Below are 25,737 nucleotides of genomic sequence, written 5' to 3' on the forward strand. Positions count from 1 at the left end.
TAAAAAGAAACATTGGAATATTCCAATGTTTCTTTTTATTAAAGCGTAATTAATAAAAAAATTAAAGACTACTTACATAGCTCGTTAATCCTGTTTTACTAGCAACTGTATTAATTGCAGCATCAAGGTTGGTAATAGTAACATTGTTGAAGTTCGTTCCAATAGTTCCTAAAACACCATTAATTTCAGAGCTTGTCATACCTCCGTTACTTGCTCTATATCCATATTTCATACCTTCTAAGAAAGCAACTGCTTCAGAAAGCGCATGGTTTCTTGCAGTTGGGTTTGCAATGTTTGTTTTTGTAGACTTTAAATAGTTGATAGCTGTACCAGCGGCTAATTTTTCCATTTCTATGTTAATAATAGCTACTTGAGCATCTCTGGTTTCATAATCTTTATTTGAAATTGCAGCTCTACCTTTTCTAAAAGCTTCAGCTAGTTTAGTTTTAGATCCTAAAACAGCTTCTCTTTTATCGGCATATTTACCCCAGAAACGATCAGTTCCATTTGTAGGATAATCTATTTCAGAAGTGAAATAACCATAAGCTTCATCCCAGTGGTGTTCCATTTCTGTGTAGTACTTGCCATTAGCAGCATCAACAGCAGTAGCGTTATCATCTGAAGCAATGTTTGCAAGGTAATTCATTGTCATTTGGTTGGTAAATACAGCCCCCATTAATCCTTTTTCAATTAATTGCGTATACTCTTGTCCCTCAGCAGACATTAAGTAAGGTCCTTTTACTCCGTCATTTGGCCATACACCTGCTGTTCCTGGTGCTCCATTTTCTTGGTTGGCTACAGTTGTCGCACTTACCGTACCCAAAGCATCCATATAGCTTTCAAAAGCTGATTGAACACCAGCATCTCCGCTAGCTGTTTTACTCTTTAATTGTTTAGATGACCCCGTCATTCCTAAAGAATTAGCATCTGCCCATGTGTATCCATTGTTAGCGTACATATCTTTTAATGTCTGAGCACTTACAGCAGTTCCAGCAGTGTTAGCTGTCTTCATGTAAGTTGTCAGTTCACCTAACATTTCTAAGCGTTGTTGTTGTCCGTTGAAGCTAACGGTACTATTCCCATTGGCATCGTTGAACACATAAGTAGATGGAATATCATATGTTTCCTCTTCTGGTGTTGCATACTCACAAGACCCATCATCTTTTTTAGCTTCTTCGCTATAGTTTGTGGCGTTTGCATCTGTACATCCTTTCTTTTTACAACTTGTCGCTAACATTAGACTTCCTCCTAATGCAATTAGCATTACTTTTTTTATTTGCATTCTATTTTTATTTAGATTAAATTTAAATAAGGAGTGCAAATATAAAGTTGAAGTTGAAAATGAGCAATACCACTTTTATGGTATTTTGGTCACAGAAAAGTCTTACTGAAACAAAACTTTAGCATTACTACTAAAAAGTTTAATAGCAATTGCTAGTAATATAATTCCAAATACTTTTTCAAGCACTGCAATTCCACCTTCTCCTAATACGCGTTCAATACGTTTGGTCATAATCAAAACGATATATACTAGAATCATATTAATCAGTATCGCAAGAAAAATATTAAGTTGGTGGAATTCTGCTCGTAAAGAAATAATAGAGGTCATTGTTCCAGCACCGGCGATCAAAGGAAAGGCTAAGGGGACAATAGACGCTACCTTAGATTTTTTGTTTCCGTTTGGAGTTGTATGTTTAAATAATTCCACTCCCAAAACCATTTCTAATGCCATAAAGAAAAGCACAAAAGAACCTGCTACAGCAAACTCATTTGTACCAATACCAATTACTCCCAGAAGGCTTTCTCCAAGAAATAAAAAGGCAACCATGATTGAAAATGCAACAAGAGATGCTTTTAGTGGGCTAATTTCACCCGCATTTTTTTTAATTTTAATGATAATTGGAATAGACCCTACAATATCTATTACCGCAAAAAGAACCATTGATGCTACACCAATTTCTTTTGTACTAAAACCTAATTCAGAAAACATTAGTTGTTTTTTATAAACTGTTCTATTGTTATTGGAAAATTCTCTTTTTCGAGTTGGCTAATTTTTTTTTGAAGTGTTTCCAATGTTTCATCTTTTACAACATTACACTTTGCTTGAGCTATAATAGCCCCATCGTCATATTTATCATTGACAACATGAATCGTGATTCCCGTTTCTTTTTCTTTATGAAGCAAAACGGCATTGTGAACGTGGTGTCCATACATGCCTTTACCTCCATACTTTGGTAGTAAAGAAGGGTGAACATTTAAGATTTTATTTTCAAAATGATCTAAAATATTTTGGGGTACTTTCCAAAGGAAACCAGCTAATATTACATAGTCAATGTTGTTAGCTTTTAATAGTTCAAGAACATGGTCTGATTCAAAAAAATCATAACGATTAAAATGCTGTGATTGAATATTAGCATTTTGTGCATGATTTAATGCTCCAGCTGAAGCTTTATTCGATAATACTAAAGCAACTTCTATTGACTCAGAATTGTTAAAATGAGTAATAATGTTAAAGATGTTACTTCCTGTTCCTGAGGCAAATAGAGCTAGTTTTGTCTTCGTTGTTTTTGTAGAATTCATTACGCTTGGTTTCAAAATTGGGCGCAAAGGTAAGAATAGATTTAAGACTGAATGTTATTTCTTCGTTAACTATTTGTCTTTTTTATGTCAAGAGTTAAAATTTAAGCTCGTTTCCCCAGTTCAATTACTTCTAAGTCCTTAATGTCTCCATTGTCGAGTGTAAACCTTAACATTGTTCTGATTTTATGAAACCCATGAATTCCTGCTGCCCCAGGGTTCATATAGAGCATCTTTAATTTTTTATCGAGTTGAACTTTACAAATGTGAGAATGTCCACAAATAAATATTTTTGGAGGGTTTTTGTTTATTTCTTCTCTTAGTCTATAATCATAAGCGTATGGTTTTCCTCCTATATGAGTTATCCATACCGTTACACCTTCAAGTGTAAATCGATTGTGTTCTGGATATTCAGCCCTTACTATATGATTGTCAATGTTTCCATAAACTGCACGTACAGGAGCAATTTTCTTGAGTTGATCCATTACAGCAATATCTCCAATATCACCTGCATGCCAAATCTCATCACACTCCATAAAATATTTTATAAAGCGTGGGTCAAAGTGACTGTGCGTATCGGAAAGTAAGCCTATTCGTTTCAATGCAGCTAGAGATTAAATAAAGGTGTTGAATTATTTGTCGTCAAAAACTTCAATGGTTTTTTCCATAGTAATTAAATCGGTAAAGTGCCCTTTGAATCGAGTAGCTTTTACCATGTGGTTGTCTATCCAGTGGTAGTTTCCTCCTCTTGGTTTTCCAAATAGGCAGCCATGATATTTAAAGCCATGCTTTTTTAACCATTTTTCAGTGACTGCTCTGTGTGCTTCAGTACGCGATGTGAAAAAAGTAATGATGTGACCCTCGTCATACCATTTGTTTAATATTTCTAGAGCATCTGGGTATGGTTCACAGGTCTCCATTCGTTCAGGTTGTTCGTTGGGAACATCATCCGTAATGGTTCCATCAATATCGATAAGGTAGTTTTTTATTTCTTCTGCTAAAACAGGACTGGCTTTCTTTCCATCCTTATCTAATGCTTCTTTTAGTTCTTTGCTCATTGTACTGTAATATAAAAAATCCGCTAGTATCAATTTACTAGCGGATTCAAAAATAATAGATTCTAGTTTAAATTAAACTATTAATAGTAGATTAATCTTCTTACTTTGGCAATGTGCTTAGCTAAACGGATAACTTGTTTAGTGTATCCAAATTCATTATCGTACCAAGTATATAATGTTGTGCTTTTTCCATCTTCAGAAACGATTGTAGCATTACTGTCAAAAACAGACGGACAAGTGTTTCCGATAATATCATTACTTACCAATTCTTCATTAACCTGATAGTTGATTTGGTTAACCAAACGACCTGATAGCGCAGCTTCCTTAATTGTACTGTTAACTTCTTCTAGTGAAGTTTCCTTTTTTAAGTTTAGGTGCATAATTGCTAAAGATCCATTAGGTGTAGGTACACGAACGGCATTGGCAGTTAACTTTCCTAATAACGAAGGAACAACTTTTGTAACAGCTTTACCTGCACCAGTAGATGTGATAACCATATTGATGGCAGCAGAACGACCTCTACGTGGTTTCTTGTGCATATTGTCCAATAAGTTTTGGTCGTTGGTGTATGCATGAACTGTTTCGATATGTCCTTTTTCTATTTCAAAATTATCTTCAATAACTTTTAAAACAGGGCTTATAGCATTGGTTGTACATGAAGCAGCAGAGAAAATGTCGTGTTCTTCAATGTCAAATTCATCTTGGTTAATTCCGTAAACAATGTTAGGGATTTCCTTACCAGGAGCAGTTAATAATACTTTTGCTATTTCCTCATTTTCTAAATGTTGAGCTAAAGCATCTTTTGTATTAAATACTCCAGTACTATCAATTAATAAAGCATTATTGATTCCGTATTGTCCATAAGGCACAGATGTAGGAGACTTTGCTTCAATTAATTGGACTTTTTGCCCATTAATGATTAACGCTTTGTTTTCTAAATCTTCAATAACTGTCCCTTTAAAAGCTCCATGTACAGAATCGTTTCTTAATAAAGCAGCTCTTTTGATAATTTGCTCATCTGTTACTGTTCTTAAAACAATTGCTTTTAATAAAAGTTGTTGTCCTTTACCTGCTTGTTTAATTAGTTCCCTTACGACTAAACGTCCAATTCTTCCAAATCCATATAAAACAACATCTTTAGGTTCGAATGTATGTTTGTCTTGACCAATAAAGCTTTCTAATTTTTTCGATAAGAAATCATTGATCGAAGAGTAGCTAGATTTTTCAGCAACATACTCAGCGGTTAATTTTCCTAAATCGATTTTAGAAGGTGCTAAATCTACTTTAATCATTGCAGCAGCTACTTCAGCGGCAGTATGAACATCAATAGGAGTTTTTAAAACCTTATTGGCATAGTTTGAAAATAAATTAATGACTTCAGACAAGCTGATATCAACTAAATGATTTCTGAATAGTACTAATTCAACCCCTTTGTTGAACATTAAATTTCCTACTGAGTTTACTAAGTCTACAGCAGCTTGCTTTTGTTTTACATAATCATTTAAACCTTCTCGGTATCCTGATTTTGTTGCTAAGTTTTCCATTTAATTATGTGTTGTTTAAAAATAAAAAAATCGCCCCGAAAATTCAAGGCGATTCAATGTTTATTATCCTAAATATGCTTTTAATAATTTACTTCTAGAGGTGTGTCTAAGCCTGCGAATAGCTTTTTCCTTTATTTGACGAACACGTTCTCTTGTTAGGTCAAATTTAGCTCCAATTTCTTCAAGCGTTAGACCGTGTTGCATTCCTATACCAAAGAACAGTTGTATGACGTCTTTCTCTCTTTCTGTTAAAGTGGACAAAGAACGTTCAATTTCTCTTTGTAAAGATTCCATCATCAACTCTCTATCAGCATTAGGAGAGTCATTATTAACTAATACATCTAATAATGAATTGTCTTCTCCGTCTACGAAAGGAGCATCTACTGAGATGTGCCTTCCACTAACTTTCATCGTGTCTTTTACCTTGTCTTCTGGAAGGTCAAGAGCTTTTGCTAATTCATCAGCACTTGGAGGACGTTCGTACTCTTGTTCTAATCTAGAAAAAGCTTTGTTGATCTTGTTTAGTGAACCAACTTGGTTTAAAGGTAAACGTACAATTCTAGATTGTTCAGCTAAAGCTTGTAGAATAGACTGACGAATCCACCATACGGCGTAAGAGATGAATTTAAAACCTCTCGTTTCATCAAAACGTTGAGCAGCTTTGATTAATCCTAAATTTCCTTCATTAATTAAATCAGGTAATGTTAACCCTTGGTTTTGATATTGTTTTGATACAGAAACAACGAATCTTAAATTGGCTTTAGTTAATTTTTCTAATGCAGCTTGATCTCCTTGTTTTATTCTTTGAGCTAACTCTACTTCTTCTTCCGCAGTAATCAGATCCTCACGGCCAATTTCTTGTAAGTATTTATCTAGAGATTGGCTTTCTCTATTGGTAATAGATTTGGTTATTTTAAGTTGTCTCATAATCTACTTTATGTATTTTTAAAATTAACTTAATGTTGAGTTAAATTAATTTGGAGTGCAAAAATAAGCTAAAACAAAGTCCATGTCAAGTGTTTTTAGACTATATTTAGGTTATTGTTGAGCAATGTTCATTAAAATTGTTTAAAATCAGGTATTTATAGGTTAAGCGGTTTTATAATCCAAAACCAAAATAACCTTTCATTCCGTTTGGATAGATCCCTTCGACTAGTACCCCGCCTTTTTGATGGTTAAAAAATGCAACAACTTCTTCAGGCCTTTTGACAGGTTTTTGATCAAGGTGAGTAATGATGAACCCTTCAGTTATACCTGCGCTTCTTAATTTTCCTGGTTTAATGTTGGCAACTTTAACCCCATGTTTAATTTTCAAGTCTTTTAGCTCTCCAGCAGTGAGTCTTCTAAAAGAAGCTCCTAATGAAGCGTATTTGTTTTCTTCTTCTTTTTTGATAACATTTGTTTTTCCCTCTTTGTTTCTTAATTCAAGCGTGTAAACAGACTCCGTGTCATTTCTTCGAACGGTTAAGTTGACTTTGTCTCCAGGTCTAAATTTACCAATTTGTTCTTGCAATTGAGGTACATTGTTGACTTCAACGTTACCAACCTTTAGGATGATGTCATTTTCTTGAATCCCTGCTAGTTGTGCTGCTCCATCTTCAGCAATTCCATTAACCATTACTCCTTTTAGATCTTTTAGTCCCAATTCATCGACTAATTTTTGGTTTACGTTCTCGATGCTAACTCCAATAAAAGCACGTTGAACAATTCCATAAGTTAACAAGTCTTCTGTTACTTTTTTAGCGATATTAGAAGGAACTGCAAAAGAGTACCCTGTGTATGATCCCGTTTTTGAGGCAATGGCAGTGTTAATTCCCACAAGTTCTCCATTAGGATTGACTAAAGCACCTCCACTGTTTCCTGGGTTAACTGCTGCATCTGTCTGTATAAATGATTCGAGAGGAAAAACCTCTTCTCTTGAGTTTCCTCGAAGTAGGTTGATATTCCTTGCTTTAGCACTAACTATTCCCGCAGTAACAGTAGAGGTCAAATTAAATGGGTTTCCAACAGCTAAAACCCACTCTCCAACCTTTACATTGTCTGAATTAGCAAAAGTTGTAAATGGAAAATCTTTTTCTCCTTCAATTTTTATTAATGCTAAATCAGTGCTTGGATCTGTTCCAATGACTTTTGCAGTAAAAGTTCGTTCATCATTCATTGATACTTCAACCTTATCAGCATCTTCAATCACATGATTATTCGTGACAATGTATCCGTCTTTAGAGATAATAACTCCTGAACCTGTAGCAATCATAGGCCTTGATCCTCGACTTCCTCTAGGTCCCCAAAAGAAATCTAAATAAGGATCATTCGAATACGTTTGGTTATACTCAGTTTTAATATGTACAACTGAGTTCACTGTTTTTTCTGCGGCAAATGTAAAATCTTTGACGTCGTTTGGAATAAGGTTGTTGTAGCTTACTGGAGCCGCAGTAAAAGTAGTTGTAGGCTCTTTTTCCAAGTGCTCAGTAAGTTTCTTTTGAGGTGAGGTTTCAAAAATATTGGCTAACCCAAAACTAAAAACACCACCAATAATCCCTGCTCCTATAAATTTTATTGTATTATTCATAATTCGTTCTATTTTGAATCAAAATTATTATCGATGTAAAGATAACGGAGTCCAAGCTTTTTTGTTTCAACCCCCGCTGTTAAAAAAGGTTAATAAGTTTTAACAAACAAAATTCGAATTCGGAGGACGTTCCTTAATGATATAGTGATAATTTACAGTGTAAAACCTGATATATATCTTGTTTGTCTGAAGATATAATCAGTTCTTAATGATTAATTTTGCTGAGTTTAAAGAAGTTTTGAATCAGGCTTATGAGGTTGTTTTTTTATACTTTTAGTTTAGTGTTGTTGGTTTATTCTTGTGGAGAGAATAGGGGTGAAATAAAAGGAAATAAAGAACTCTCATTTTACTTGGGTGAATTGAAGAGGAATAATTCGGAGAATAATGATTCGTTAATGCTTGTTTCGGAGGAGCTTTTGAATCGTTTCCCTCAAGATAAAGCGGGTGTTTCAGTTAAATTGGGGAATCTATTCTATGCTAAGTCTAAGCTCTATTTAAGTCAATATTATTTTAAATATGCTGCTGATATCTATAAAGAGCAGGAGGAAGAGGAACTTTATGCAGAGCAACTGACTAATATTGGTGTACTAAACGAAGTTACAGGAGATTACACTGCTTCAATAGCATATTACTTCGAAGCATTATCCATTTTTAAACGGCTAAAACTGGAACTAAAAACATCTTATATCTATAATAATTTAGGGATTGTTTATCAACAGCTTAAAGAGAAAGATAAATCTCTAATGTACTATAAAAAAGGGCTGGAGGTTGTTTTAGATTTAGGAAGAAAAGATTTAAGTGCTTCTAAATACAATAATATAGCTTCTCTTTTCGAAGAGTTTGATGGTGAATTGGACTCTGCTTTAGTCTATTATCATAAGGCTTATAAAGCAGCTGTGTTGGATTCTAATTTCTTAACTATATCTGCTATTGAAGCAAACATTGCTAATGTTTATATTAGAATGGGAGAATTAGAAAAAGCAGACTCATTGCTGAGTAATGCTTTGCTAAAGAGTGAATTGAATCATAATAATAGAACGATTAATTTAATCAATCGTTTTAAAGCGGAATTGTTACTAAAAAAAGGGAACTACGTTGAAGCGGATGCTTTTGCTCAAAAAACGATTGCATTAGCTCAACAAGAATCGTATAAAGAAATTGAAATAGAAGGAATGCTAATCTTAATAGAGTCTTTGGTCAAACAAGGGGATTATGAGAAAGCATTTAATTTACTCATTCATAAAAATCAATTGGAATCTGAATTGGCAGGAGAAAAACAGAAAGAAAGAGTTGAGCAGCTAAATATAAGGTATGATGTACAGGAGAAAGATAATAAAATTCAAATGCTTGAACTGCGTAAAAAGATAATGGTTAGGAGGGGCTGGATTACTGCTTTTATCGTAGTTGCTTTGTTTATTATTTTGTCCATTTCTCTGTATGTTATCTATTTAAAAAACAAACATTCTGTTTTGTTAATTAAGCAAATGCAAAGAGATATTGCCGATTATATTCATCAATTACATCAAGCTGAAGAGGAATTGCAAGAAAATGAATTGTCTCAGAATGAATTGTTGTCCTTAAAAATCAAAAAATTTAACCTTACTGAAAGAGAGGAAGAAGTTTTAATTCTTATTTCTAAAGGATTAACAAATACTGAAATTGCGGCGGAAATGTTTGTCTCTATAAATACCATTAAAACTCATGTCAAAAATTTGTTTATAAAATTAGATGTGAGAAATCGAATTGAAGCTGCTAATAAAGCAAAAGCATTATAAAAAACGCTTAAATCCCTTGTTTTTACTCAATATCACCCTTTAGGGTGAAACAACTAAGCTTACCCAAAACTACCTTTATGACAGTTAAATATTAACAGACATAAAGATATTGAGATGAAAAAAAGTATAGGAATTTTAGTTGCTCTATTAGGGGTTTTTGGTTGTTATGGTAGTGAGATTATGTTGGGGAGTTTACCCCAAAACGTAAAAGATTCTACCTTAAAAAGATATGAAATCAAATCAGGTAGTGTTCAATATGAATCTATTATTGAGGGAAAAGTGTTTGGTGCTACGGTAAAAGGGGCAGGAACAGGGACGCTATATTTTAAAGATTGGGGGGCTGTTGAATTGGTTGAAGAGAAAGAGTCAAGAACGACGGTTACGAAGCTTTTTGGTAAAGCATCTTCTCAAGAGGAAACAATACACAACCTAAGCAAATTAGATCATGGTAAAGCATTCTATGTTGATTTTGAAAAAAAAGAAATCAGGTCTCAAAATGATTTCGCAATGGAGTCTATTCAATCTGTTGGTAATGGCGATGCTAATCAATTTGGAAAAGAGATGTTTACATCAATGGGGGGAGAAAAAATAGGAGAAGAAGATATTTTAGGGTTTAAGTGTGAGATCTGGTCGTTGATGGGGACTAAGCAATGGTTGTATAAAGGAGTGGTGTTGAAAATTGAGGCTTCTATAATGGGGGTGAAAACGACTAAGATAGCTGTTTCTGCGGAGTTTAATAAATCAATAGATGAGCACTACTTTGAGTTGCCAAACTTTAAAATCGTGGAGTCGAAATAAGTGAAGAAAAACGAATAACTAATATTAAAATTTTATGAAAAAAATAACTACATTTTTAAGTGTAGCATTTATAGGGGTATCTATGAATGCACAGATTGAGCCTACTGATACTGATGGGAATGGCTTTCGAAATGTTTCAACTTTAGAGCATCTAAGGTGGATTTCAGAGAATGGAAGCTCATGGTCTTCAAGTTTTGAACTAGATAATGATATCAATGCTTCAGCAACAAGTAGTTGGAGTTATTACAACGATGTTTTAGGCTTTAAACCTATAGGGTCGGGATTTTTAAGCAATTTTGATGGGGTTTTTGATGGTAGAGGTTACTCTATTTCAGGTCTATATGTCAATAGTCAGGTGCCAGGTACACAAGTAGGTTTGTTTTCTACAACAAATAATGCCACTATCCAAAATTTAAACCTGGAAAATTGTCATGTTGAATCAGATAATTTTAGTGCTGGTCTATTAGTTGGGAGAGCTCAAAATACAACAATCAATAACTGTTCTGTTAATGGAACCGTTAATGGAGGAGAAAAAGTAGGAGGGCTAGTGGGAAGTGCAATAGCAACTACAATTAACAATTGTTTGGCAACAGTAAATATCCCTAGCGTGAATAATTATGTTGGTGGTCTTGTTGGGGAATTAAAGTCTGGGTCTTTAGTGAGTAACTCTAATTCTTCTGGTGTAGTTGCTGGAAATGATGATGTAGGAGGGTTGGTTGGTTATTCAGGCAATAGTGCAATTGAAAATTCTTATACTTCGGTAAATGTTTCTAGCGATAAACAAGACGTTGGAGGTTTTATAGGTTATAATTACCAAACTTCAATAAGTGAGTCTTATAGTACAGGGTTGGTTACATTAACAGGGCAGTCGTCAACGAAGTCTGGAGGTTTTGTAGGGTATAACAATTTGGGTACAATTACTTTATGTTATTCATTAGGAACTGTGAGTAGTGAAGATACCGAAGTTGGAGGTTTTGTAGGGTATAATGAAGGGACAATAGCAAAAAGTTATGTGTTTGCCAATGTTATAGGTAAAGCTACAGTTGGAGGTTTTGTTGGCGAAAATGTAGGAACGGGAATAATTCAGAATTGTTATAGTAGAGGTGCTGTAACAGCGACTGGGGCTGGACATGTTTATTTAGGAGGTTTTGCAGGAAGTAATAACTTTCAGGGAGAGCTAGTCAATTGCTATGCTACTGGATACGTTTCTGCTCCCCACACCTCTTTTACAGATATAGGAGGTTTTGTAGGAGATAATAACACTTCAGCGCCTCAAAGTTATCGAGGAGTTGTTACAGATTGTTATTGGGATAATATGACTAGTGGAATGTCTGTTTCTGATGGAGCTACCGGAGAGTCAACCTCAAACATGAAACAACAATCAACCTATACGAACTGGGACTTTAATAGTGTATGGACGATAAATGAAAGTTTTAATAATGGTTATCCATATTTAAATTTATACACTGTTGGTATAAAGCAAAATGAGTTGGCAGCCTTTAATGTCTACCCTAATCCAGTTAAAGATAGACTTGTTGTTGATGCTGAAACAGATGTCTATAAAATTTCTATTGTTGATTTAAGAGGGAGCGTAGTACTTCAAAATATTGACGTAAATGTGTCGTATATCGATGTTTCGAATTTAATACCAGGAGTTTATTTAGTTCAAATTAATGATCAACAATTAACAAAGAAAATAATTAAACAATAAAAAATAAGAATTATGAAAACAATATTAAAATTGGTTATAGTATTAAGTGGAGTGTTTTTTTATACTAAGCTTGTTGCACAAACTCCAGAGGGAATCAACTATCAAGCAGTTCTAAGGGATGTTTCTGGGAGCCTGATGGTCAATCAAAATGTTGATGTTATTTTTAGTGTCAGCCAATCTTCTGTAGGGGGGACAGTAGTATATCGTGAGACTCAAGCATTAGTAACTAACGCTTATGGTGGATTTTCAGCGGTTATTGGCCATGGTGTAGCAACAAGTGGCATTTTTGCATCTATTGATTGGTCTGTTGATGAATACTTTTTAACTGTGAACGTTGACGGTAATGATGTGGGGTCATCTCAATTGATGAGCGTACCTTATGCTCTACATGCTAAAACAGCGGAGCAGGTAAAAAATTCAATTTGGAAAACGAAGAATTCGAATGGAGATTACTATACGATGGGAAAATCGGTAGTTATAGGTGATTCTAGTGCACATGCTCAAGTGTTTACAGTTAGGACGGAGAGACTTTCTGCGGGAGAAATGATGGATTTTAGGGTGGATACTATGTTTGTAGGAAACGATATTCTGAATTTGGAAACAGGAGTAGAGACCCCTAATAACTCACAATTTATAGAGTGTAATAAAGGAGGGCTTAAGTTTTCTGTTAATACAGATGGTTCGGTTTATTCAAAAAAGCAAATAAAAACAGATAGCTCCCTTATTGTAAATGATGAAGTAAATAGATCGAATACCGGGAGTGCTAACTTAATTCCTATTGCTTATGGGAATGTTGATGATAGTGGGACAATTAATTCTGGAACGGGCAACTTTAGTGTAACAAAAAATAGTATAGGTAACTACAGTATCAGTATTGTAGGAGAAAGTTTCTTTTACCCTAATTACTCTGTTTCTCTATCAATTGTCTCGAGTGTAGCAGGTTTTATTAGTGTGAGTAGTAGTGGTGGAAATATGATTGTTTTGACAAAAGATATTTCAGGAGCTGCTGCAGATAAGAATTTTTCATTCATTGTTTATAAAAACTAAATATGAAAGAGCTATTATTCTGTTTTATGGCTTTGGGAGCTTTAGTCATAAAAGCGCAATATGTCGAGCGATATGCGATAGGTAATGCAGGAAGTACAATTGAAGGACGAGGAGTGATCCTTTCATCAACCGTTGGGGAGTCACTTGTTGAAGCCCATTCTACAGGGAGCTTTATTTTACTTCAAGGTTACCAACAAGCCGAGGCAACTTTCTCATCTGTTAATAATAGGGAGGTTAATGTCGATTTTCGATTATATCCTAATCCAACAAAAGCTGTTGCAAAGTTGGAGCTCAATTCGAAGAATGAAAGGATCGATGGTCTTGTTTCAGTTTATGCGCTTAATGGTCAACTTATATCTTCGGAGAATATTAATTGTTATGGAAGTTGTACTGCTAAATTGGATTTAACCCAGTTGAAATCTGGAGGGTATATTGTTAAAATCTTGAATGCTAATTTTGAGGTTGTAGCATCTATTCCATTAATTAAAGAGTAGGTTTTATTTTGATAAAAAAAGGAAGGAAGAATATTTTTTTTTCTTCCTTTTTTTAGGATTAGTTGTTTAGTGTTGATTAATTTTTCAAAAGACGATAGAATAATCTAAAGTAAGACTATCTTTGTAGGCTCTTGAAAACAAAGACGAATATATTAAACAAAATAAACGAGCCTAAAGATCTAAAACCTTTGTCTGTTGCTGAATGCGTTGATGTTTGTGCAGAGATTAGGGCGTTAATTATAGAGCAGTTGTCCCAAACACCAGGCCACTTCAGCGCTAGCTTAGGTGTTGTGGAGCTAACAGTGGCAATACATCAAATTTTTGATACGCCAAACGATCAATTAGTCTGGGATGTTGGTCATCAGGCTTATGCACACAAAATGTTAACGGGAAGGAAAGATGCTTTTGCTTCATTGAGAATGTATAAAGGACTTTCAGGTTTTCCTAAACGATCAGAAAGTCATTTTGATGATTTTGGAACGGGACATTCCTCGACTTCAATAAGTGCTGTTTTGGGCATGGCAATAGCCTCTAAGTTAGATGGACAATTAGATCGTCAACATATAGCCGTAATTGGAGATGGAGCACTAACAGCAGGTATGGCTTATGAGGCTTTGAATAATGCTGTTGAGACAGGGGCGAATGTGTTGATTATTGTCAATGATAACCAACAATCTATTGATGAAAATGTAGGAGCTTTAGAGAAGCACTTGAAAGGGATTGATGAAAAGGGGAATGTTTTTACCAACTTAGGAATAAGTTATTTTGGTCAGGTTGATGGAAATGATTATTCCGCGATTCATGAGGCTTTATTAGCTCAAAAAGCACATACAGGAGTAAGGGTTTTACATTGTAAAACAGTGAAAGGAAAAGGTTATGCTCCAGCTGAAGAGGGAGATCCAGCTACTTGGCATGCACCAGGAAAATTTCATCCAGAAACAGGGGAGCGCTTTAAAGGTGAAACAACTAAAGCAAAGAAATATCAAGATGTTTTTGGGGAAGAATTGGTTAAGCTAGGAAAGTTAAATAAGGATATTGTTGCAATAACACCTGCGATGACCAGTGGTTCTTCTTTGCATTTTTTTAAAAAGCAGTTTCCTGAACGTTTTTTTGACGTCGGTATAGCAGAGCAACACGCAGTTACTTTTGCAGCAGGGTTAGCTGCTAATGGAAAGGTCCCGTTTTGTGTCATTTATTCTACATTTCTTCAACGAGCTTACGATCAATTAATTCACGATGTTGCCATTCAGAATTTGCCGGTTATTTTTTGCGTAGACCGTGCAGGTTTGGTTGGTGAAGATGGAACAACACACCATGGGGTGTTAGATATTTCTTTTTTAAGGAGTGTTCCCAATTTAGTTATTCTTTCTCCAAGAGATCAGCAAGAGCTAATTAACGCATTGCATTGGGCTGTTGAGCATGCCCAACAACCTATTGTCATTCGTTACCCGAGAGGAAAAGGGGAGTTAGAAGTTTTACAAGAGCCCCAACCTTTAATAAAAGGAAAGGGAGAACAATTGGTAAAAGGGAAAGGTGTTGCTGTAATTTCTGTAGGAAAAATGGCGCAGGAAGTTTCAAAAGCAATAGCAATGCTAAACGAGGGGGCTGTCTACCCATCACATTATGATGCTCGATTTATTAAACCTATAGATACTCTATTGTTAAAGCATATTTCAGAAAACTATCAAGCATTAGTTGTGGTAGAAGATGGTGTTTTAGCGGGAGGAATGGGGAGTGCAATTATAGAGTATTTAAGTACTATTAATTCAAAATTGATGGTAAAGCGTTTAGGGATTTCAGATGTTTTTGTTGACCATGGTAGTGTGTCAGATCTCTACCAGGAGGTGGGAATTGATGCAGCTTCAATACATCAGACGATTGTTGAACTCTATTCTTGAGGCTTGTGTGTAGGGTTTTCTAAATATTTATATCGAACTCTAGCAGATACTAGCGTTAAAATCCTTACTTTTGCGTGTAAATTAATTTTTATATGATTTACTCAATGACAGGTTACGGTAAGGCAGAAAGCAATATCGGAACAAAAAAAGTAACTGTTGAAATAAAATCTGTAAACAGTAAAACTTTTGACTGTAACCTCAGAACGCCTAGTTTTTTCAGAGAAAAAGAAATGGAAATACGTTCTTTGTTGGCTAAGGAATTAATCAGAGGGAAAATAGAAGTCAATGTAAATTATACAACGCTCGAAACCGAACAAAAACACTTTGTAAACAAAGGACTTGTACAGCGTTATTATCAAGACTTATTAGAAGTTGTTAATGAAGCAGAGTTGAGCAATAAAGACAAAATAGATTTTTTATCTATTGTGATGAAGATGCCAGAAGTAATGCGTTCAGAGAAAGAGGCATTATCAAAAGAAAATGCGCAAAGCTATATTGAATTAGTCTCAAGTGCAATTGAGCAATTTCTTGCATTTAGAAAAGAAGAGGGAGTTTCTCTACAAAATGATATCTTTTCAAATATTCACAAAATAACAGAGTTGTTGACTAAAGTCGAGCCTTACGAACAGGAGCGAATAGAAATTGTGAAAGAGCGTATTAAAAAGAATTTGGAGGCCCTTGTTGATAAACCAAATATCGATGAAAATAGATACCACCAAGAGTTGATTTATTATATTGAAAAATTAGATATCTCAGAGGAAAAAGTTCGTTTAAAAGCTCACTGTGAGCATTTTCTAAAAACGGCAAATGGAGAGGAGCTAGGTAAAGGGAAAAAATTAGGGTTTATTACTCAAGAAATAGGAAGAGAGATTAATACTTTAGGTTCTAAAGCTAACCACGCAGAAATGCAAAAAATTGTGGTTTTAATGAAAGATGCTTTAGAAAAAATTAAAGAACAAATTTTAAACGTTTTGTAAATAATGGAGAGTTTAAATCACAAAGCGGTAATATTTTCTGCTCCTTCTGGGGCGGGCAAAACAACTATCGTTCATCATTTGTTAAAAACGTTTGAAGCGTTAGAGTTTTCAATATCAGCATGCAGTCGTCCTCGAAGACATAATGAAAGAAAAGGTAAAGATTACCATTTTTTGTCTATTGAAGACTTTAAAGCTAAAATTGCAAATGATGAGTTTGTAGAATGGGAAGAGGTATACAAGGATAATTTTTATGGAACGTTAAAGTCGGAAGTAGAACGTATTTGGTCAGAAGGCAAGACGGTTATTTTTGATGTAGACGTAGTAGGAGGACTTAATTTGAAAAAGTATTTTGGAGATAATGCACTAGCCATTTTTGTAAAACCTCCCTCAATTGCTCATCTAGAAAAAAGATTGCGAACTAGAGAAACGGAAACAGAAGCTTCTATTGCAAGAAGAATAGGTAAAGCTGAACAAGAATTGAAGACCGCTCATAGTTTTGATTACGTATTGTTGAACGATAACTTAGAAGTTGCATTTGCTGAGGCTGAAAAAGTTTTGACATCCTTTCTAGAAAAATAAAATATGGCAGATTCTTTTGCGATAGACGTTAATCAATTGCTTTGGGGAGAAAATAAAATGTTTTCAAAGAGAATAGGCCTTTATTTCGGAACGTTTAACCCCATACATGTTGGGCATTTAATTATTGCGAATCACATCGTTAATAATACGCCTTTGGATGAGGTCTGGTTTGTTGTTTCACCACATAATCCTCATAAAAAGAAAGCAAGTCTGTTGGCCGATTATCATCGGTTGAATTTGGTAAAAGAAGCAATAGATGATAACGAAAATTTTAGAGCGTCTGATATAGAGTTTAAGTTGCCACAGCCATCATATACAGCTACAACATTGGCTTATTTACACGAAAAATACCCCAACAAAGAATTTACCTTGATTATGGGGGGGGATAATTTACGTTCGCTGCATAAATGGAAAAATTTTGAAACAATTATCGAGAATCATAAAATCATTGTTTATCCTAGAAATAAAACGGTACAAGAGGAAAGTTTATTACCACCACAAGTTAAAAGTGCTCAAATAGCAGTGTTACAAGATGTGCCTTTTATGGATATTTCGGCTAGTTTTATTCGGCAGTCGATAAAAAAAGGGAAAGATGTTCGTTATTTACTTCCTGAGCCCGTTTTAAAGTATATCGATGAAATGAATTTCTATAAAGGTTAAAGCCAAATGCTTGGTAGCGGAAATTAGAGGTAAAATCTACAAGAACATCAATTCTTTCTAATATTTCTTTATATTCGTATTCTATGTTTAAAAATCTAACTAAGTTTCAAAAGCGAATAATGCTATTTTTAACATTAGCATTTGTTGTGAGTTTTATACTAATTGGAGTGCTGCTTGCAGCCTTAAAAATTATGGAGTTTAGGTTGAATGGTATTGGAAATACTATGGAAGAAATGGCCGTTCAACATATTATTACCGATGTAGAAGTAAATGAAGATATTCCTTTGAATTCAGCCATATCTGTTACAGATGATTTGACAGTAAATATTGATATGTTTATCTCGACAGAGATTCCATTTACAGCCATGATACCTGTTTCAGAGGAAATGATGGTTCCAATTCGAATGGGGGTAAAAGATTATATCGCTTTAGATACTTTAATTTGGGTAAAAGATCAAATTACTATTTTGGTAGATGATACGATTCCATTGGATCAAAAAATGAAAATGACGATTTTTGGAAAAGATAAAGGACCGTCAGTTCCTATTAAATCTAAAATTCCACTCAACCAAAGTTTATTGGTCGATTTTGAAGAGCCTTTACCTGTAAAAAGTACAATTCCTATCGATATGTTGATTGTAGATACTTTGCCTATTGGTATAGAGATGAGTATTCCTGTTGATGTAATGGTTCCTGTTAGGATTCCTATTAAACAAACCGCTAAAATTAGTTTTAATGGGCCTATGCCTGTTGATGCGATGATTCCTATTTCAATGAAAATACCTGTAGATATTCCTTTGGAAGAAACTTCGTTAGCAAAGTATTTTAGGAAGTTAGCAGAAGGGTTGAAAGGGTTGACAAGTACAGATTTACAAGATGTAATGGAAGAGGAAGAGAGTGAGGGTTAATACCCATATTTTCCTTTCCAAACCCAGTTTAAGTATTTTTTTAAGTCTTGTTCTCTTTTGTTGGCACTAGGTGTATAGAGTTTTGTGTTGGCTATTGTGTCTGGTAAAAACTCTTGAGTATGAAGTGTGGATGTGTTTTCGTGAGAATACTGGTAGTTTTCCCCATATCCAATGTCTTTCATTAATTTTGTTGGTGCATTTCTTAAATGAAGTGGTACAGGCAAATCTCCAGTGCTTTTTACCAATTGTTGTGCATTGTTAATGGCCATGTAGGAGGCATTACTCTTTGGTGAGCTTGCCAAGTATATAATGCATTGCGAAAGAATAATACGGCTTTCAGGCCATCCTATTTTGCTAACGGCGTCAAAGCAAGTATTGGCCATTACTAGAGCTGTTGGGTTAGCATTTCCAATGTCTTCAGAAGCAAGTATTAATAAGCGTCTAGCAATAAATTTAGGCTCTTCGCCCCCCTCAATCATTCTTGCCATCCAGTATAGAGCAGCATTGGGGTCGCTACCTCTAATAGATTTGATCATGGCAGAAACAATGTCGTAATGCTGCTCGCCATTTTTATCATAATTGGTCAAACTTTGTTGTACATTCTCAAGTACAAATTGATTGGTGATTTTTCTATTGTGAACAGGAAGTGCGTTGATAGCAATCTCTAGACTATTGAGTAATTTTCTGGCATCTCCCCCAGAGATTCTCAGAAGAGCTTCAGTTTCGACAAGTTCAACCCGTTCTTTTTTTAGCAAAGAATCTTCAGTTAAAGCTTTGTTTAATAAGGCTTCAAGGTCTTCTTTTGAATGGTGTTCAAGAATGTAGGTTTGACACCTCGATAGAAGGGCAGATATTACTTCAAAAGAGGGGTTCTCAGTTGTTGCGCCAATCAACGTAATGATTCCTTTTTCAACTGCATTTAAAAGAGAATCCTGCTGTGATTTACTAAAGCGATGGATCTCATCAATGAACAAGACGGCACTTTGTCCACCAAACATCCCTTGGCTTTGCACTTTGTTAATGACCTCTCTGATATCTTTTACACCACTGTTGATGGCAGAAAGTGTATAAAAAGGTCGGTCTAAGGTTTCTGAAATGATTTGAGCTAAAGTTGTTTTCCCTACACCAGGAGGACCCCAGAATAACATCGATGGAAGGCTCCCACTTTCTATAGCGTTTCTTAAAGGCTTATTGTTTCCTACTAAGTGTTGTTGTCCAAAATAATCATCCAATGATTTCGGACGCATACGTTCTGCTAATGGTATGTGGTTAGATGAATGAATAGCTCAATGTTTTTTTTCAAAAATAGAGGTAATAAATTGAAAAAACTATAAAAAAAATAACGAGTTTTACTTGCCCTAGTATAACTACATATAAATTATTACATTTGCAGTCATTATGAGAACAGTTACAAAGATAGATCATCCGAAACTGGATGTAAGCATCTTTTTAAGAGAAAATAAGTACATTGTTAAGATCGTCCTCGATCAGTATGAGCAAGTTTATCGACTTAGTCAAGCTGATGTTATGGGGATGGATGATATGGAAAAACTAGTTTCTAAGGAGTTTTTAGATAAAGTATACATGCGATTTGTAGAAATGAGTAAAGATTTTGCAGAGGCGTTCAGAAATATAAACCTTGGGTAATTTAATATGAATACAAAGACACTAACGATAACAAATGTCGTTTTAATTATAGCTGTAATTATTTTGTTTGTAATGCAGTTAGCAGGAGGAAAAAATGTTCAAGAAAAAGAGCTTGAAGTAAAAAATCCATTAGCAACCGATAGCCTTGAGGTTAAAGAAGATGTTGAGGTTGTGAAAAAGTTTAATGTAGCATTTGTAAACAGTGATACTGTTACGACTTATTATGAGTTTTCTAGGGAAATGACTGCGAAATTGCAAGAGAAACAAACCTCAGCAGAGCGTAAGTTGAAAGGGTTGTATTCCAAATATGAGAAGCAAAGAAAATCATTTGAAGAGCAAGCTCCAATTATGGGACAACAAGAGTTACAACGAAAAGCTCAGGAGATAGGTTTGTTGGAGCAGAGTATTCTACAAAAAGAGCAAGAGTTATCAGCGTCTTTGGCAAAGAAAGAAGCAGAGGTGATGTCTGATTATGTTTATGAAACCGATCGTTTTATGCAAGTTATCGGAAAAGAATTGGGCTATGACTATGTCCTAAGTTACAGAGTTGGCGGTCCTATGCTATATGCTAATCCAGAGTTAGATATTACTGATAAGGTAATAGAGCTGCTGAATCAAGAATACAAAAAAAGTAAAGCAACTGAGCAACCATCTGTAGAAAAATAGATTATACTAGGATAATGGAGTTTACAGCAGAACAAATAGCAGGATTATTAGGGGGAGAAGTAGAGGGAGATCAAAATGCCAAAGTTAATGGAATGGCTAAAATAGAAGAAGGTAAGGCAGGAACCATTACTTTCTTAGCAAATCCCAAATACGAAGATTTTATCTATACTACTAAAGCAACAATAGCTTTAGTGAATAAAAGTTTTGAACCCGTAAAAACATTGCCTCAAGGGTTGACTTTGATAAGAGTCGAAGATGCTTATCAAGCTTTATCTACATTGTTGGGATATTATGATCAAATGAATCAACAGAAGTCAGGTGTTGAACAACCATCATATATTAGCGAAACGGTAACAATGGGAGAGGGATGTTATGTTGGAGCATTTGCTTATATTGGAGAGAATGTAGTATTAGGTAATCATGTAAAAGTATACCCTCATGCTTATATTGGAGATGGAACAACAATAGGAGATGACTCGGTTATTTATTCTGGAGCAAAAGTATACCATAACTGTGTGATTGGTAAAGCTTGTACTTTACATTCAGGGGTGATATTAGGCTCTGATGGATTTGGGTTTGCTCCAAGTGCTGCTAATAATTACCAAAAAGTACCCCAGATAGGAAATGTTATACTCGAAGACTATGTAGAAATAGGTTCTAATTCTACCATAGATAGAGCAACAATGGGAAGCACTATTATCAAAAAAGGAGTAAAATTAGATAACTTGATACAAGTCGCTCATAATGTAGAGATTGGAGAAAATACAGTGATTGCGGCACAAACTGGAATAGCAGGTTCAGCGAAGCTAGGGAAAAATATGATGATTGGAGGTCAGGTTGGAATAGTAGGGCATATTCAAATCGCAGATGAGGTTAAAATTGCCGCTCAATCAGGAATAGGACAAAGTATTGTTAAAAAAGGAGAGATTGTACAAGGTTCTCCAGCTTTTTCTATAGGTGATTATAAAAGGAGTTATGTCCTCTTTAGAGGATTGCCAAAGTTAAGAGCACAAATTATTGAGTTAGAAAACAAAATACAAGACGAAGAATAATACATTACCATATATGTACACTAAACAACACACACTTAAATCATCAATTACATATAGTAGCGTAGGATTGCATACTGGCGCAAAAGTAAATGTAGTAATTGAACCAGCTCCAATTAATCATGGATATAAGTTTCAAAGAGTTGACGTAGAGGGACAGCCTATTATTCCAGCAGATGCTGATTTGGTTGTTGATACACAAAGAGGAACTACCCTTGAAAAAAATGGGGTAAGAATCCATACTACAGAACATTTATTGGCCGCTTTATATGGAATGCAAGTCGATAATGCTTTAATCAAGATTGATGGTCCAGAAATGCCTATAATGGATGGAAGCTCTCAGGCTTTTGTTGATGGTATTGTTCAAGTTGGATTAGAAGAACAAGATGCCGATAGAGATTTCTTTGAGTTTAAAGAAAATCAACCATTTGAAGATTTGGAAAAAGGGGTTGAAATGTTGGCAATACCATACGATGACTTCCGCTTAACGGTTATGGTTGATTATAACTCGCCAGTCTTAGGAACTCAACACGCTTCAATGTATGAGATTTCTGAGTTTAAAGATAATATTGCTCCTTGTAGAACTTTTGTTTTCTTAAGAGAGTTGGAAACACTAGCGCGTGCAGGTTTAATTAAAGGAGGGGATATTGATAATGCAATCGTCCTTGTCGAAAGAGAAAATGTTCCACAATCAGAGTTAGATGAATTAGCTAAGTTACTTGGAAAAGAAGATTTGGATATTAAAATAAAAGGGAATACACTCAATAATATTGAACTTAAATTTTTGAATGAACCAGCTCGTCATAAGCTGTTAGATATTATGGGAGATTTGGCGTTAGTAGGAAAACCTATTAAAGGTCATATTTTAGCAGCAAGACCTGGGCATTCAGGAAATGTTTCGCTAGCTAAAATTATTAAAGGAATTATCAAAAAACAGGCAAAACAGCCAAGAGAATTTGATTTAGCTAAAACACCAATCTATAATATCAATGACATCGAAAAGATGTTGCCACATCGTTATCCGTTTTTATTAGTGGATAAGATTATGGAAATGGATGAAAATAGAATTGTAGGGGTTAAGAATATTACCATGAATGAACCTCAATTTACTGGGCATTTTCCTAACAATCCTGTAATGCCTGGTGTTCTTCAAATAGAGGCTATGGCACAAGTTGGGGGAATTTTTTCGTTGAGTAAGGTAGATGAGCCCGAAAAATATTCAACTTATTTTATGAAAATAGATAAGGTTAAGTTTAAGAAAAAAGTGATACCTGGAGATACTGTAGTTTTTGAATTGTTCTTACTTTCTCCAATAAGAAGAGGTTTGGTCGAAATGGGAGGTAAAGCCTATGTAAATGGAGAGGTTTGCATGGAAGCAGAAATGTTAGCGCAAGTAGTTAAAGATAAATAAGATTTAATTCTAAATACAATAAAGAACTATCAGTTGCTCCCTAAATGCTGGTAGTAAATAATAAAAATAAACACATGAATAAAGAAGCACTTAGATTTGTTCATCCTGATGCCAAAATAGGTGAAAATGTTACAATAGAGCCTTTTGCAACAATATATGGAGATGTAGAGATTGGTGATGGAACATGGATTGGTCCAAACGTAGTTATTATGGATGGAGCCAGAATCGGGAAGAATTGTAAAATTTATCCAGGTGCTGTTATTTCAGCTGTTTCACAAGATCTAAAGTATAAAGGGGAGTATACAACGACCCATATTGGTGATAATACAGTTATTAGAGAATGTGTTACGATTCATAAAGGGACAGCAGATCGTGAAAAAACAGTAGTAGGAGATAATTGTTTGTTAATGGCTTATGTTCATGTTGCGCACGATTGTATTGTTGGGAATAATGTAATCATCGCCAACAGTACACAGTTGGCAGGGCATATTGTTGTTGGAGATAATGTCGTGATTGAGGGGATGGTAGGTGTTCAACAATTTGTAAATATTGGAGATCATGCGTTCGTAGCAGGGAGTACTAATGTTAGAAAAAATATTCCTCCTTATGTCAAAGCAGCAAGAGAGCCTTTGTCATATATTGGGGTCAATTCAATAGGGCTAAGAAGAAGAGGGTTTACAGATGATCAGGTTAAGAATATCGAAGATACTTACCGAATTCTTTATGTTCAAAACAGTAATGTTTCTTCGGGGATCAAAATTGCTGATGCTGAGCTTCCTGATTCAGATGAAAAAAGTAAAATTATTGATTTTATTAAGTCTTCTACAAAGGGGATAATGAGAGGGATTTCTTAAGGTGTGTCTATGAGAAAAATCATTGCTTTGTGTTTGGGAGCGTCAATGCTTAGTTGTGGAATAACTAAAAAAGGTGTTGTAGAAACAGTTGGGTATAAAGAAGCAGATTTTTATGCAAAAACAATTTCTTCACAAGAACTTAAAGAGCATTTAACTGTTTTAGCTTCTGACGAGTATGAGGGAAGAGAAACGGCAATGCCAGGCCAAAAAAAAGCCGCGGAATACATTACCAATTATTTTAAAAGTATCGGGTTAGCCCCAGGTGCAATCGACTCGTACCAACAAAGTTTTCCAGTTGTTGTTAAGGATCCCTCAAAAGTGGAGATAACAGTAGGTGAGCATCAACTCAGTTTTTTAGAAGATTTCTTTTACATTGGGTCATTTGCAGATACCAATATGAAAGATTTGGAGTTGGTGTATTTAAACTATGGAGTTGTTGGAGAGAATTACTCTGATTATAAAGATATTGATGTTCAAGGGAAAGTTGTTGTCATAAAAGAAGGAGTACCAGAGGGCGTTCAGTTGAAAGGGGATTGGAATAACTGGAGAAAGAAAATTGCAGTCGCTGAAAGTCATGGAGCGGTAGCATTGTTTACAATTAAAAATGATTTTGAAGATCGAGTAGAGCGAATTAAATATTATGTTCAAAACCCTCGAATGGAATTACATAATAAAGGAAACCAAAAAAAGATAACTTCGATTCCAAATTTATTTATCTCACCTGCAGTAGCTCAAAATAAGTTTAAAATAGTAGAAGAGAACTATCCAATGTTATTGCCAGAGAAAGTATCGTTAAACTTAGCTATAGATCAAATTTTATCTTCCGAAAATGTGCTAGGGTTTATAGAGGGAACAGATCTAAAGGATGAGGTGGTAGTGGTCACAGCACATTATGATCATTTAGGGTATGATGCTGGTGAAGTTTGTAATGGAGCAGATGATGATGGCTCAGGAACCGTGGCTGTGTTAGCGTTGGCAAAGGCTTTTTCTGAAGCAAAAGCTAAGGGGCATAGCCCAAGGAGAAGTATTTTGTTTATGACCGTTTCTGGAGAAGAAAAAGGACTACTTGGTTCACAGTATTATACAGAAAATCCAGTTTATCCTCTTGAAAATACAGTGGTGAATTTGAATATCGATATGATTGGTAGAGTAGATGATCACCATACCAATAATAATTATGTGTATTTAATAGGTTCAGATAAAATTAGTTCAGATTTGCATGATATCAATGAAAAGATGAACAAAGATAGGGTTAAATTGGAACTCGATTATACCTATAATGACGAGGCGGATCCTAATCGTTTTTATTACCGTTCTGATCATTATAATTTTGCCAAAAACGATATTCCTGTGATCTTTTATTTTAGTGGTACCCATATTGATTACCATAAACCTACAGATGATGTAGATAAGATAGATTTTGAAAAGATAGAAAAAACTACTAAATTGGTGTTCTATACAGCCTGGGAGGTAGCTAATCGTAAGTCTTCTCTTAACCGAATAAATAAATAGAGC

General features: G+C 34.9%; 25 protein-coding genes. 16 read left to right on the top strand and 9 right to left on the bottom strand.

Annotated elements, in window-relative coordinates:
• Positions 1-61: 61 nt before the first annotated feature.
• The 8 genes from N4A35_12375 to N4A35_12410 all read right to left on the bottom strand — a co-directional run bounded on the left by N4A35_12375 (position 62) and on the right by N4A35_12410 (position 7,748).
• On the bottom strand, positions 62-1,282 hold the full coding sequence (locus N4A35_12375; GenBank protein ID MCT4582199.1) for a DUF4856 domain-containing protein: 1,221 nt from the start codon (positions 1,280-1,282) through the stop codon (positions 62-64).
• A gap of 102 nt (positions 1,283-1,384) precedes the next feature.
• Positions 1,385-1,990 carry a MarC family protein gene (locus N4A35_12380; protein MCT4582200.1) on the bottom strand — a complete coding sequence of 202 codons (606 nt, stop codon included), beginning with the start codon at positions 1,988-1,990 and terminating at the stop codon, positions 1,385-1,387.
• Positions 1,990-2,580 (bottom strand): phosphoribosylglycinamide formyltransferase, encoded by a 591-nt coding sequence (locus N4A35_12385; protein MCT4582201.1) that lies wholly within the window; start codon positions 2,578-2,580, stop codon positions 1,990-1,992. The genes N4A35_12380 and N4A35_12385 overlap by 1 nt, the downstream gene beginning before the upstream one ends.
• 101 nt (positions 2,581-2,681) lie before the next feature.
• Entirely contained in the window at positions 2,682-3,179 is a 498-nt protein-coding gene (locus N4A35_12390) for a metallophosphatase family protein (GenBank protein ID MCT4582202.1), read from the bottom strand.
• Positions 3,180-3,209: 30 nt separating this feature from the next.
• On the bottom strand, positions 3,210-3,635 hold the full coding sequence (locus tag N4A35_12395; protein MCT4582203.1) for a phosphoheptose isomerase: 426 nt from the start codon (positions 3,633-3,635) through the stop codon (positions 3,210-3,212).
• A gap of 80 nt (positions 3,636-3,715) precedes the next feature.
• A complete protein-coding gene (locus tag N4A35_12400) occupies positions 3,716-5,179 on the bottom strand; it encodes a glyceraldehyde-3-phosphate dehydrogenase (protein MCT4582204.1) in 1,464 nt (487 codons plus the stop codon).
• 63 nt (positions 5,180-5,242) lie between these two features.
• Entirely contained in the window at positions 5,243-6,106 is an 864-nt protein-coding gene (locus N4A35_12405; GenBank protein MCT4582205.1) for an RNA polymerase sigma factor RpoD/SigA, read from the bottom strand.
• Positions 6,107-6,278: 172 nt separating this feature from the next.
• On the bottom strand, positions 6,279-7,748 hold the full coding sequence (locus N4A35_12410; GenBank protein MCT4582206.1) for a trypsin-like peptidase domain-containing protein: 1,470 nt from the start codon (positions 7,746-7,748) through the stop codon (positions 6,279-6,281).
• A gap of 251 nt (positions 7,749-7,999) precedes the next feature.
• On the opposite strand from N4A35_12410, the gene N4A35_12415 reads away from it, so the two are divergent.
• The 10 genes from N4A35_12415 (at position 8,000) to N4A35_12460 (ending at position 18,595) form a co-directional block, all read left to right on the top strand.
• Positions 8,000-9,523 carry a tetratricopeptide repeat protein gene (locus N4A35_12415; protein ID MCT4582207.1) on the top strand — a complete coding sequence of 508 codons (1,524 nt, stop codon included), beginning with the start codon at positions 8,000-8,002 and terminating at the stop codon, positions 9,521-9,523.
• Positions 9,524-9,637: 114 nt separating this feature from the next.
• Positions 9,638-10,321, top strand: coding sequence for a hypothetical protein (locus N4A35_12420; GenBank protein ID MCT4582208.1), 684 nt, complete (start codon positions 9,638-9,640; stop codon positions 10,319-10,321).
• Between the two features lie 34 nt (positions 10,322-10,355).
• Positions 10,356-12,032 carry a T9SS type A sorting domain-containing protein gene (locus N4A35_12425; protein ID MCT4582209.1) on the top strand — a complete coding sequence of 559 codons (1,677 nt, stop codon included), beginning with the start codon at positions 10,356-10,358 and terminating at the stop codon, positions 12,030-12,032.
• Between the two features lie 12 nt (positions 12,033-12,044).
• Entirely contained in the window at positions 12,045-13,079 is a 1,035-nt protein-coding gene (locus N4A35_12430) for a hypothetical protein (protein ID MCT4582210.1), read from the top strand.
• Between the two features lie 2 nt (positions 13,080-13,081).
• The gene (locus tag N4A35_12435; protein MCT4582211.1) at positions 13,082-13,573 is read left to right on the top strand and encodes a T9SS type A sorting domain-containing protein; all 492 of its coding nucleotides are present in this window, start codon (positions 13,082-13,084) and stop codon (positions 13,571-13,573) included.
• A 131-nt stretch (positions 13,574-13,704) separates the two neighbouring features.
• The gene (locus N4A35_12440) at positions 13,705-15,471 is read left to right on the top strand and encodes a 1-deoxy-D-xylulose-5-phosphate synthase (protein MCT4582212.1); all 1,767 of its coding nucleotides are present in this window, start codon (positions 13,705-13,707) and stop codon (positions 15,469-15,471) included.
• Positions 15,472-15,575: 104 nt separating this feature from the next.
• Positions 15,576-16,448 (top strand): YicC family protein, encoded by an 873-nt coding sequence (locus N4A35_12445; GenBank protein ID MCT4582213.1) that lies wholly within the window; start codon positions 15,576-15,578, stop codon positions 16,446-16,448.
• 3 nt (positions 16,449-16,451) lie between these two features.
• Positions 16,452-17,027, top strand: a complete 576-nt coding sequence (gmk, locus tag N4A35_12450; GenBank protein MCT4582214.1) for a guanylate kinase — start codon at positions 16,452-16,454, stop codon at positions 17,025-17,027.
• A gap of 57 nt (positions 17,028-17,084) precedes the next feature.
• The gene (nadD, locus tag N4A35_12455; protein MCT4582215.1) at positions 17,085-17,687 is read left to right on the top strand and encodes a nicotinate (nicotinamide) nucleotide adenylyltransferase; all 603 of its coding nucleotides are present in this window, start codon (positions 17,085-17,087) and stop codon (positions 17,685-17,687) included.
• Positions 17,688-17,806: 119 nt separating this feature from the next.
• A complete protein-coding gene (locus N4A35_12460; GenBank protein MCT4582216.1) occupies positions 17,807-18,595 on the top strand; it encodes a hypothetical protein in 789 nt (262 codons plus the stop codon).
• Here N4A35_12460 and N4A35_12465 read toward each other — a convergent pair.
• On the bottom strand, positions 18,592-19,842 hold the full coding sequence (locus N4A35_12465; protein MCT4582217.1) for a replication-associated recombination protein A: 1,251 nt from the start codon (positions 19,840-19,842) through the stop codon (positions 18,592-18,594). The genes N4A35_12460 and N4A35_12465 overlap by 4 nt on opposite strands.
• A gap of 151 nt (positions 19,843-19,993) precedes the next feature.
• Between N4A35_12465 and N4A35_12470 the strand changes: the two genes are divergently transcribed.
• From N4A35_12470 to N4A35_12495, 6 genes are all read left to right on the top strand, one after another.
• Positions 19,994-20,242 carry a hypothetical protein gene (locus tag N4A35_12470; protein MCT4582218.1) on the top strand — a complete coding sequence of 83 codons (249 nt, stop codon included), beginning with the start codon at positions 19,994-19,996 and terminating at the stop codon, positions 20,240-20,242.
• A 6-nt stretch (positions 20,243-20,248) separates the two neighbouring features.
• Complete coding sequence (locus N4A35_12475) at positions 20,249-20,908, top strand: OmpH family outer membrane protein (GenBank protein ID MCT4582219.1); 660 nt, start codon at positions 20,249-20,251, stop codon at positions 20,906-20,908.
• Positions 20,909-20,922: 14 nt separating this feature from the next.
• Positions 20,923-21,960 carry a UDP-3-O-(3-hydroxymyristoyl)glucosamine N-acyltransferase gene (lpxD, locus tag N4A35_12480; GenBank protein MCT4582220.1) on the top strand — a complete coding sequence of 346 codons (1,038 nt, stop codon included), beginning with the start codon at positions 20,923-20,925 and terminating at the stop codon, positions 21,958-21,960.
• A 13-nt stretch (positions 21,961-21,973) separates the two neighbouring features.
• Positions 21,974-23,368: a bifunctional UDP-3-O-[3-hydroxymyristoyl] N-acetylglucosamine deacetylase/3-hydroxyacyl-ACP dehydratase gene (locus tag N4A35_12485; protein ID MCT4582221.1), complete on the top strand. Its 1,395-nt coding sequence runs from the start codon at positions 21,974-21,976 to the stop codon at positions 23,366-23,368.
• A 74-nt stretch (positions 23,369-23,442) separates the two neighbouring features.
• Positions 23,443-24,222: an acyl-ACP--UDP-N-acetylglucosamine O-acyltransferase gene (gene lpxA, locus N4A35_12490; protein MCT4582222.1), complete on the top strand. Its 780-nt coding sequence runs from the start codon at positions 23,443-23,445 to the stop codon at positions 24,220-24,222.
• Positions 24,223-24,231: 9 nt separating this feature from the next.
• Entirely contained in the window at positions 24,232-25,734 is a 1,503-nt protein-coding gene (locus N4A35_12495; GenBank protein MCT4582223.1) for a M28 family peptidase, read from the top strand.
• Positions 25,735-25,737 lie beyond the last annotated feature (3 nt).

The sequence above is a fragment of the Flavobacteriales bacterium genome, assembly GCA_025210295.1.
Taxonomy (GTDB): domain Bacteria; phylum Bacteroidota; class Bacteroidia; order Flavobacteriales_D; family Parvicellaceae; genus S010-51.

Coding starts and splice junctions, on each gene's coding strand:
- N4A35_12445 (MCT4582213.1), top strand. CDS start 15,576: ATGACAGGTTACGGTAAGGCAGAAAGCAATATCGGAACAAAAAAAGTA.
- N4A35_12430 (MCT4582210.1), top strand. CDS start 12,045: ATGAAAACAATATTAAAATTGGTTATAGTATTAAGTGGAGTGTTTTTT.
- N4A35_12405 (MCT4582205.1), bottom strand. CDS start 6,106: ATGAGACAACTTAAAATAACCAAATCTATTACCAATAGAGAAAGCCAA.
- N4A35_12425 (MCT4582209.1), top strand. CDS start 10,356: ATGAAAAAAATAACTACATTTTTAAGTGTAGCATTTATAGGGGTATCT.
- N4A35_12475 (MCT4582219.1), top strand. CDS start 20,249: ATGAATACAAAGACACTAACGATAACAAATGTCGTTTTAATTATAGCT.
- N4A35_12485 (MCT4582221.1), top strand. CDS start 21,974: ATGTACACTAAACAACACACACTTAAATCATCAATTACATATAGTAGC.
- N4A35_12465 (MCT4582217.1), bottom strand. CDS start 19,842: ATGCGTCCGAAATCATTGGATGATTATTTTGGACAACAACACTTAGTA.
- N4A35_12470 (MCT4582218.1), top strand. CDS start 19,994: ATGAGAACAGTTACAAAGATAGATCATCCGAAACTGGATGTAAGCATC.
- N4A35_12385 (MCT4582201.1), bottom strand. CDS start 2,580: ATGAATTCTACAAAAACAACGAAGACAAAACTAGCTCTATTTGCCTCA.
- lpxA (MCT4582222.1), top strand. CDS start 23,443: ATGAATAAAGAAGCACTTAGATTTGTTCATCCTGATGCCAAAATAGGT.
- N4A35_12380 (MCT4582200.1), bottom strand. CDS start 1,990: ATGTTTTCTGAATTAGGTTTTAGTACAAAAGAAATTGGTGTAGCATCA.
- N4A35_12495 (MCT4582223.1), top strand. CDS start 24,232: ATGAGAAAAATCATTGCTTTGTGTTTGGGAGCGTCAATGCTTAGTTGT.
- lpxD (MCT4582220.1), top strand. CDS start 20,923: ATGGAGTTTACAGCAGAACAAATAGCAGGATTATTAGGGGGAGAAGTA.
- nadD (MCT4582215.1), top strand. CDS start 17,085: ATGTTTTCAAAGAGAATAGGCCTTTATTTCGGAACGTTTAACCCCATA.
- N4A35_12375 (MCT4582199.1), bottom strand. CDS start 1,282: ATGCAAATAAAAAAAGTAATGCTAATTGCATTAGGAGGAAGTCTAATG.
- N4A35_12415 (MCT4582207.1), top strand. CDS start 8,000: ATGAGGTTGTTTTTTTATACTTTTAGTTTAGTGTTGTTGGTTTATTCT.
- N4A35_12435 (MCT4582211.1), top strand. CDS start 13,082: ATGAAAGAGCTATTATTCTGTTTTATGGCTTTGGGAGCTTTAGTCATA.
- gmk (MCT4582214.1), top strand. CDS start 16,452: ATGGAGAGTTTAAATCACAAAGCGGTAATATTTTCTGCTCCTTCTGGG.
- N4A35_12460 (MCT4582216.1), top strand. CDS start 17,807: ATGCTATTTTTAACATTAGCATTTGTTGTGAGTTTTATACTAATTGGA.
- N4A35_12400 (MCT4582204.1), bottom strand. CDS start 5,179: ATGGAAAACTTAGCAACAAAATCAGGATACCGAGAAGGTTTAAATGAT.
- N4A35_12395 (MCT4582203.1), bottom strand. CDS start 3,635: ATGAGCAAAGAACTAAAAGAAGCATTAGATAAGGATGGAAAGAAAGCC.
- N4A35_12420 (MCT4582208.1), top strand. CDS start 9,638: ATGAAAAAAAGTATAGGAATTTTAGTTGCTCTATTAGGGGTTTTTGGT.
- N4A35_12410 (MCT4582206.1), bottom strand. CDS start 7,748: ATGAATAATACAATAAAATTTATAGGAGCAGGGATTATTGGTGGTGTT.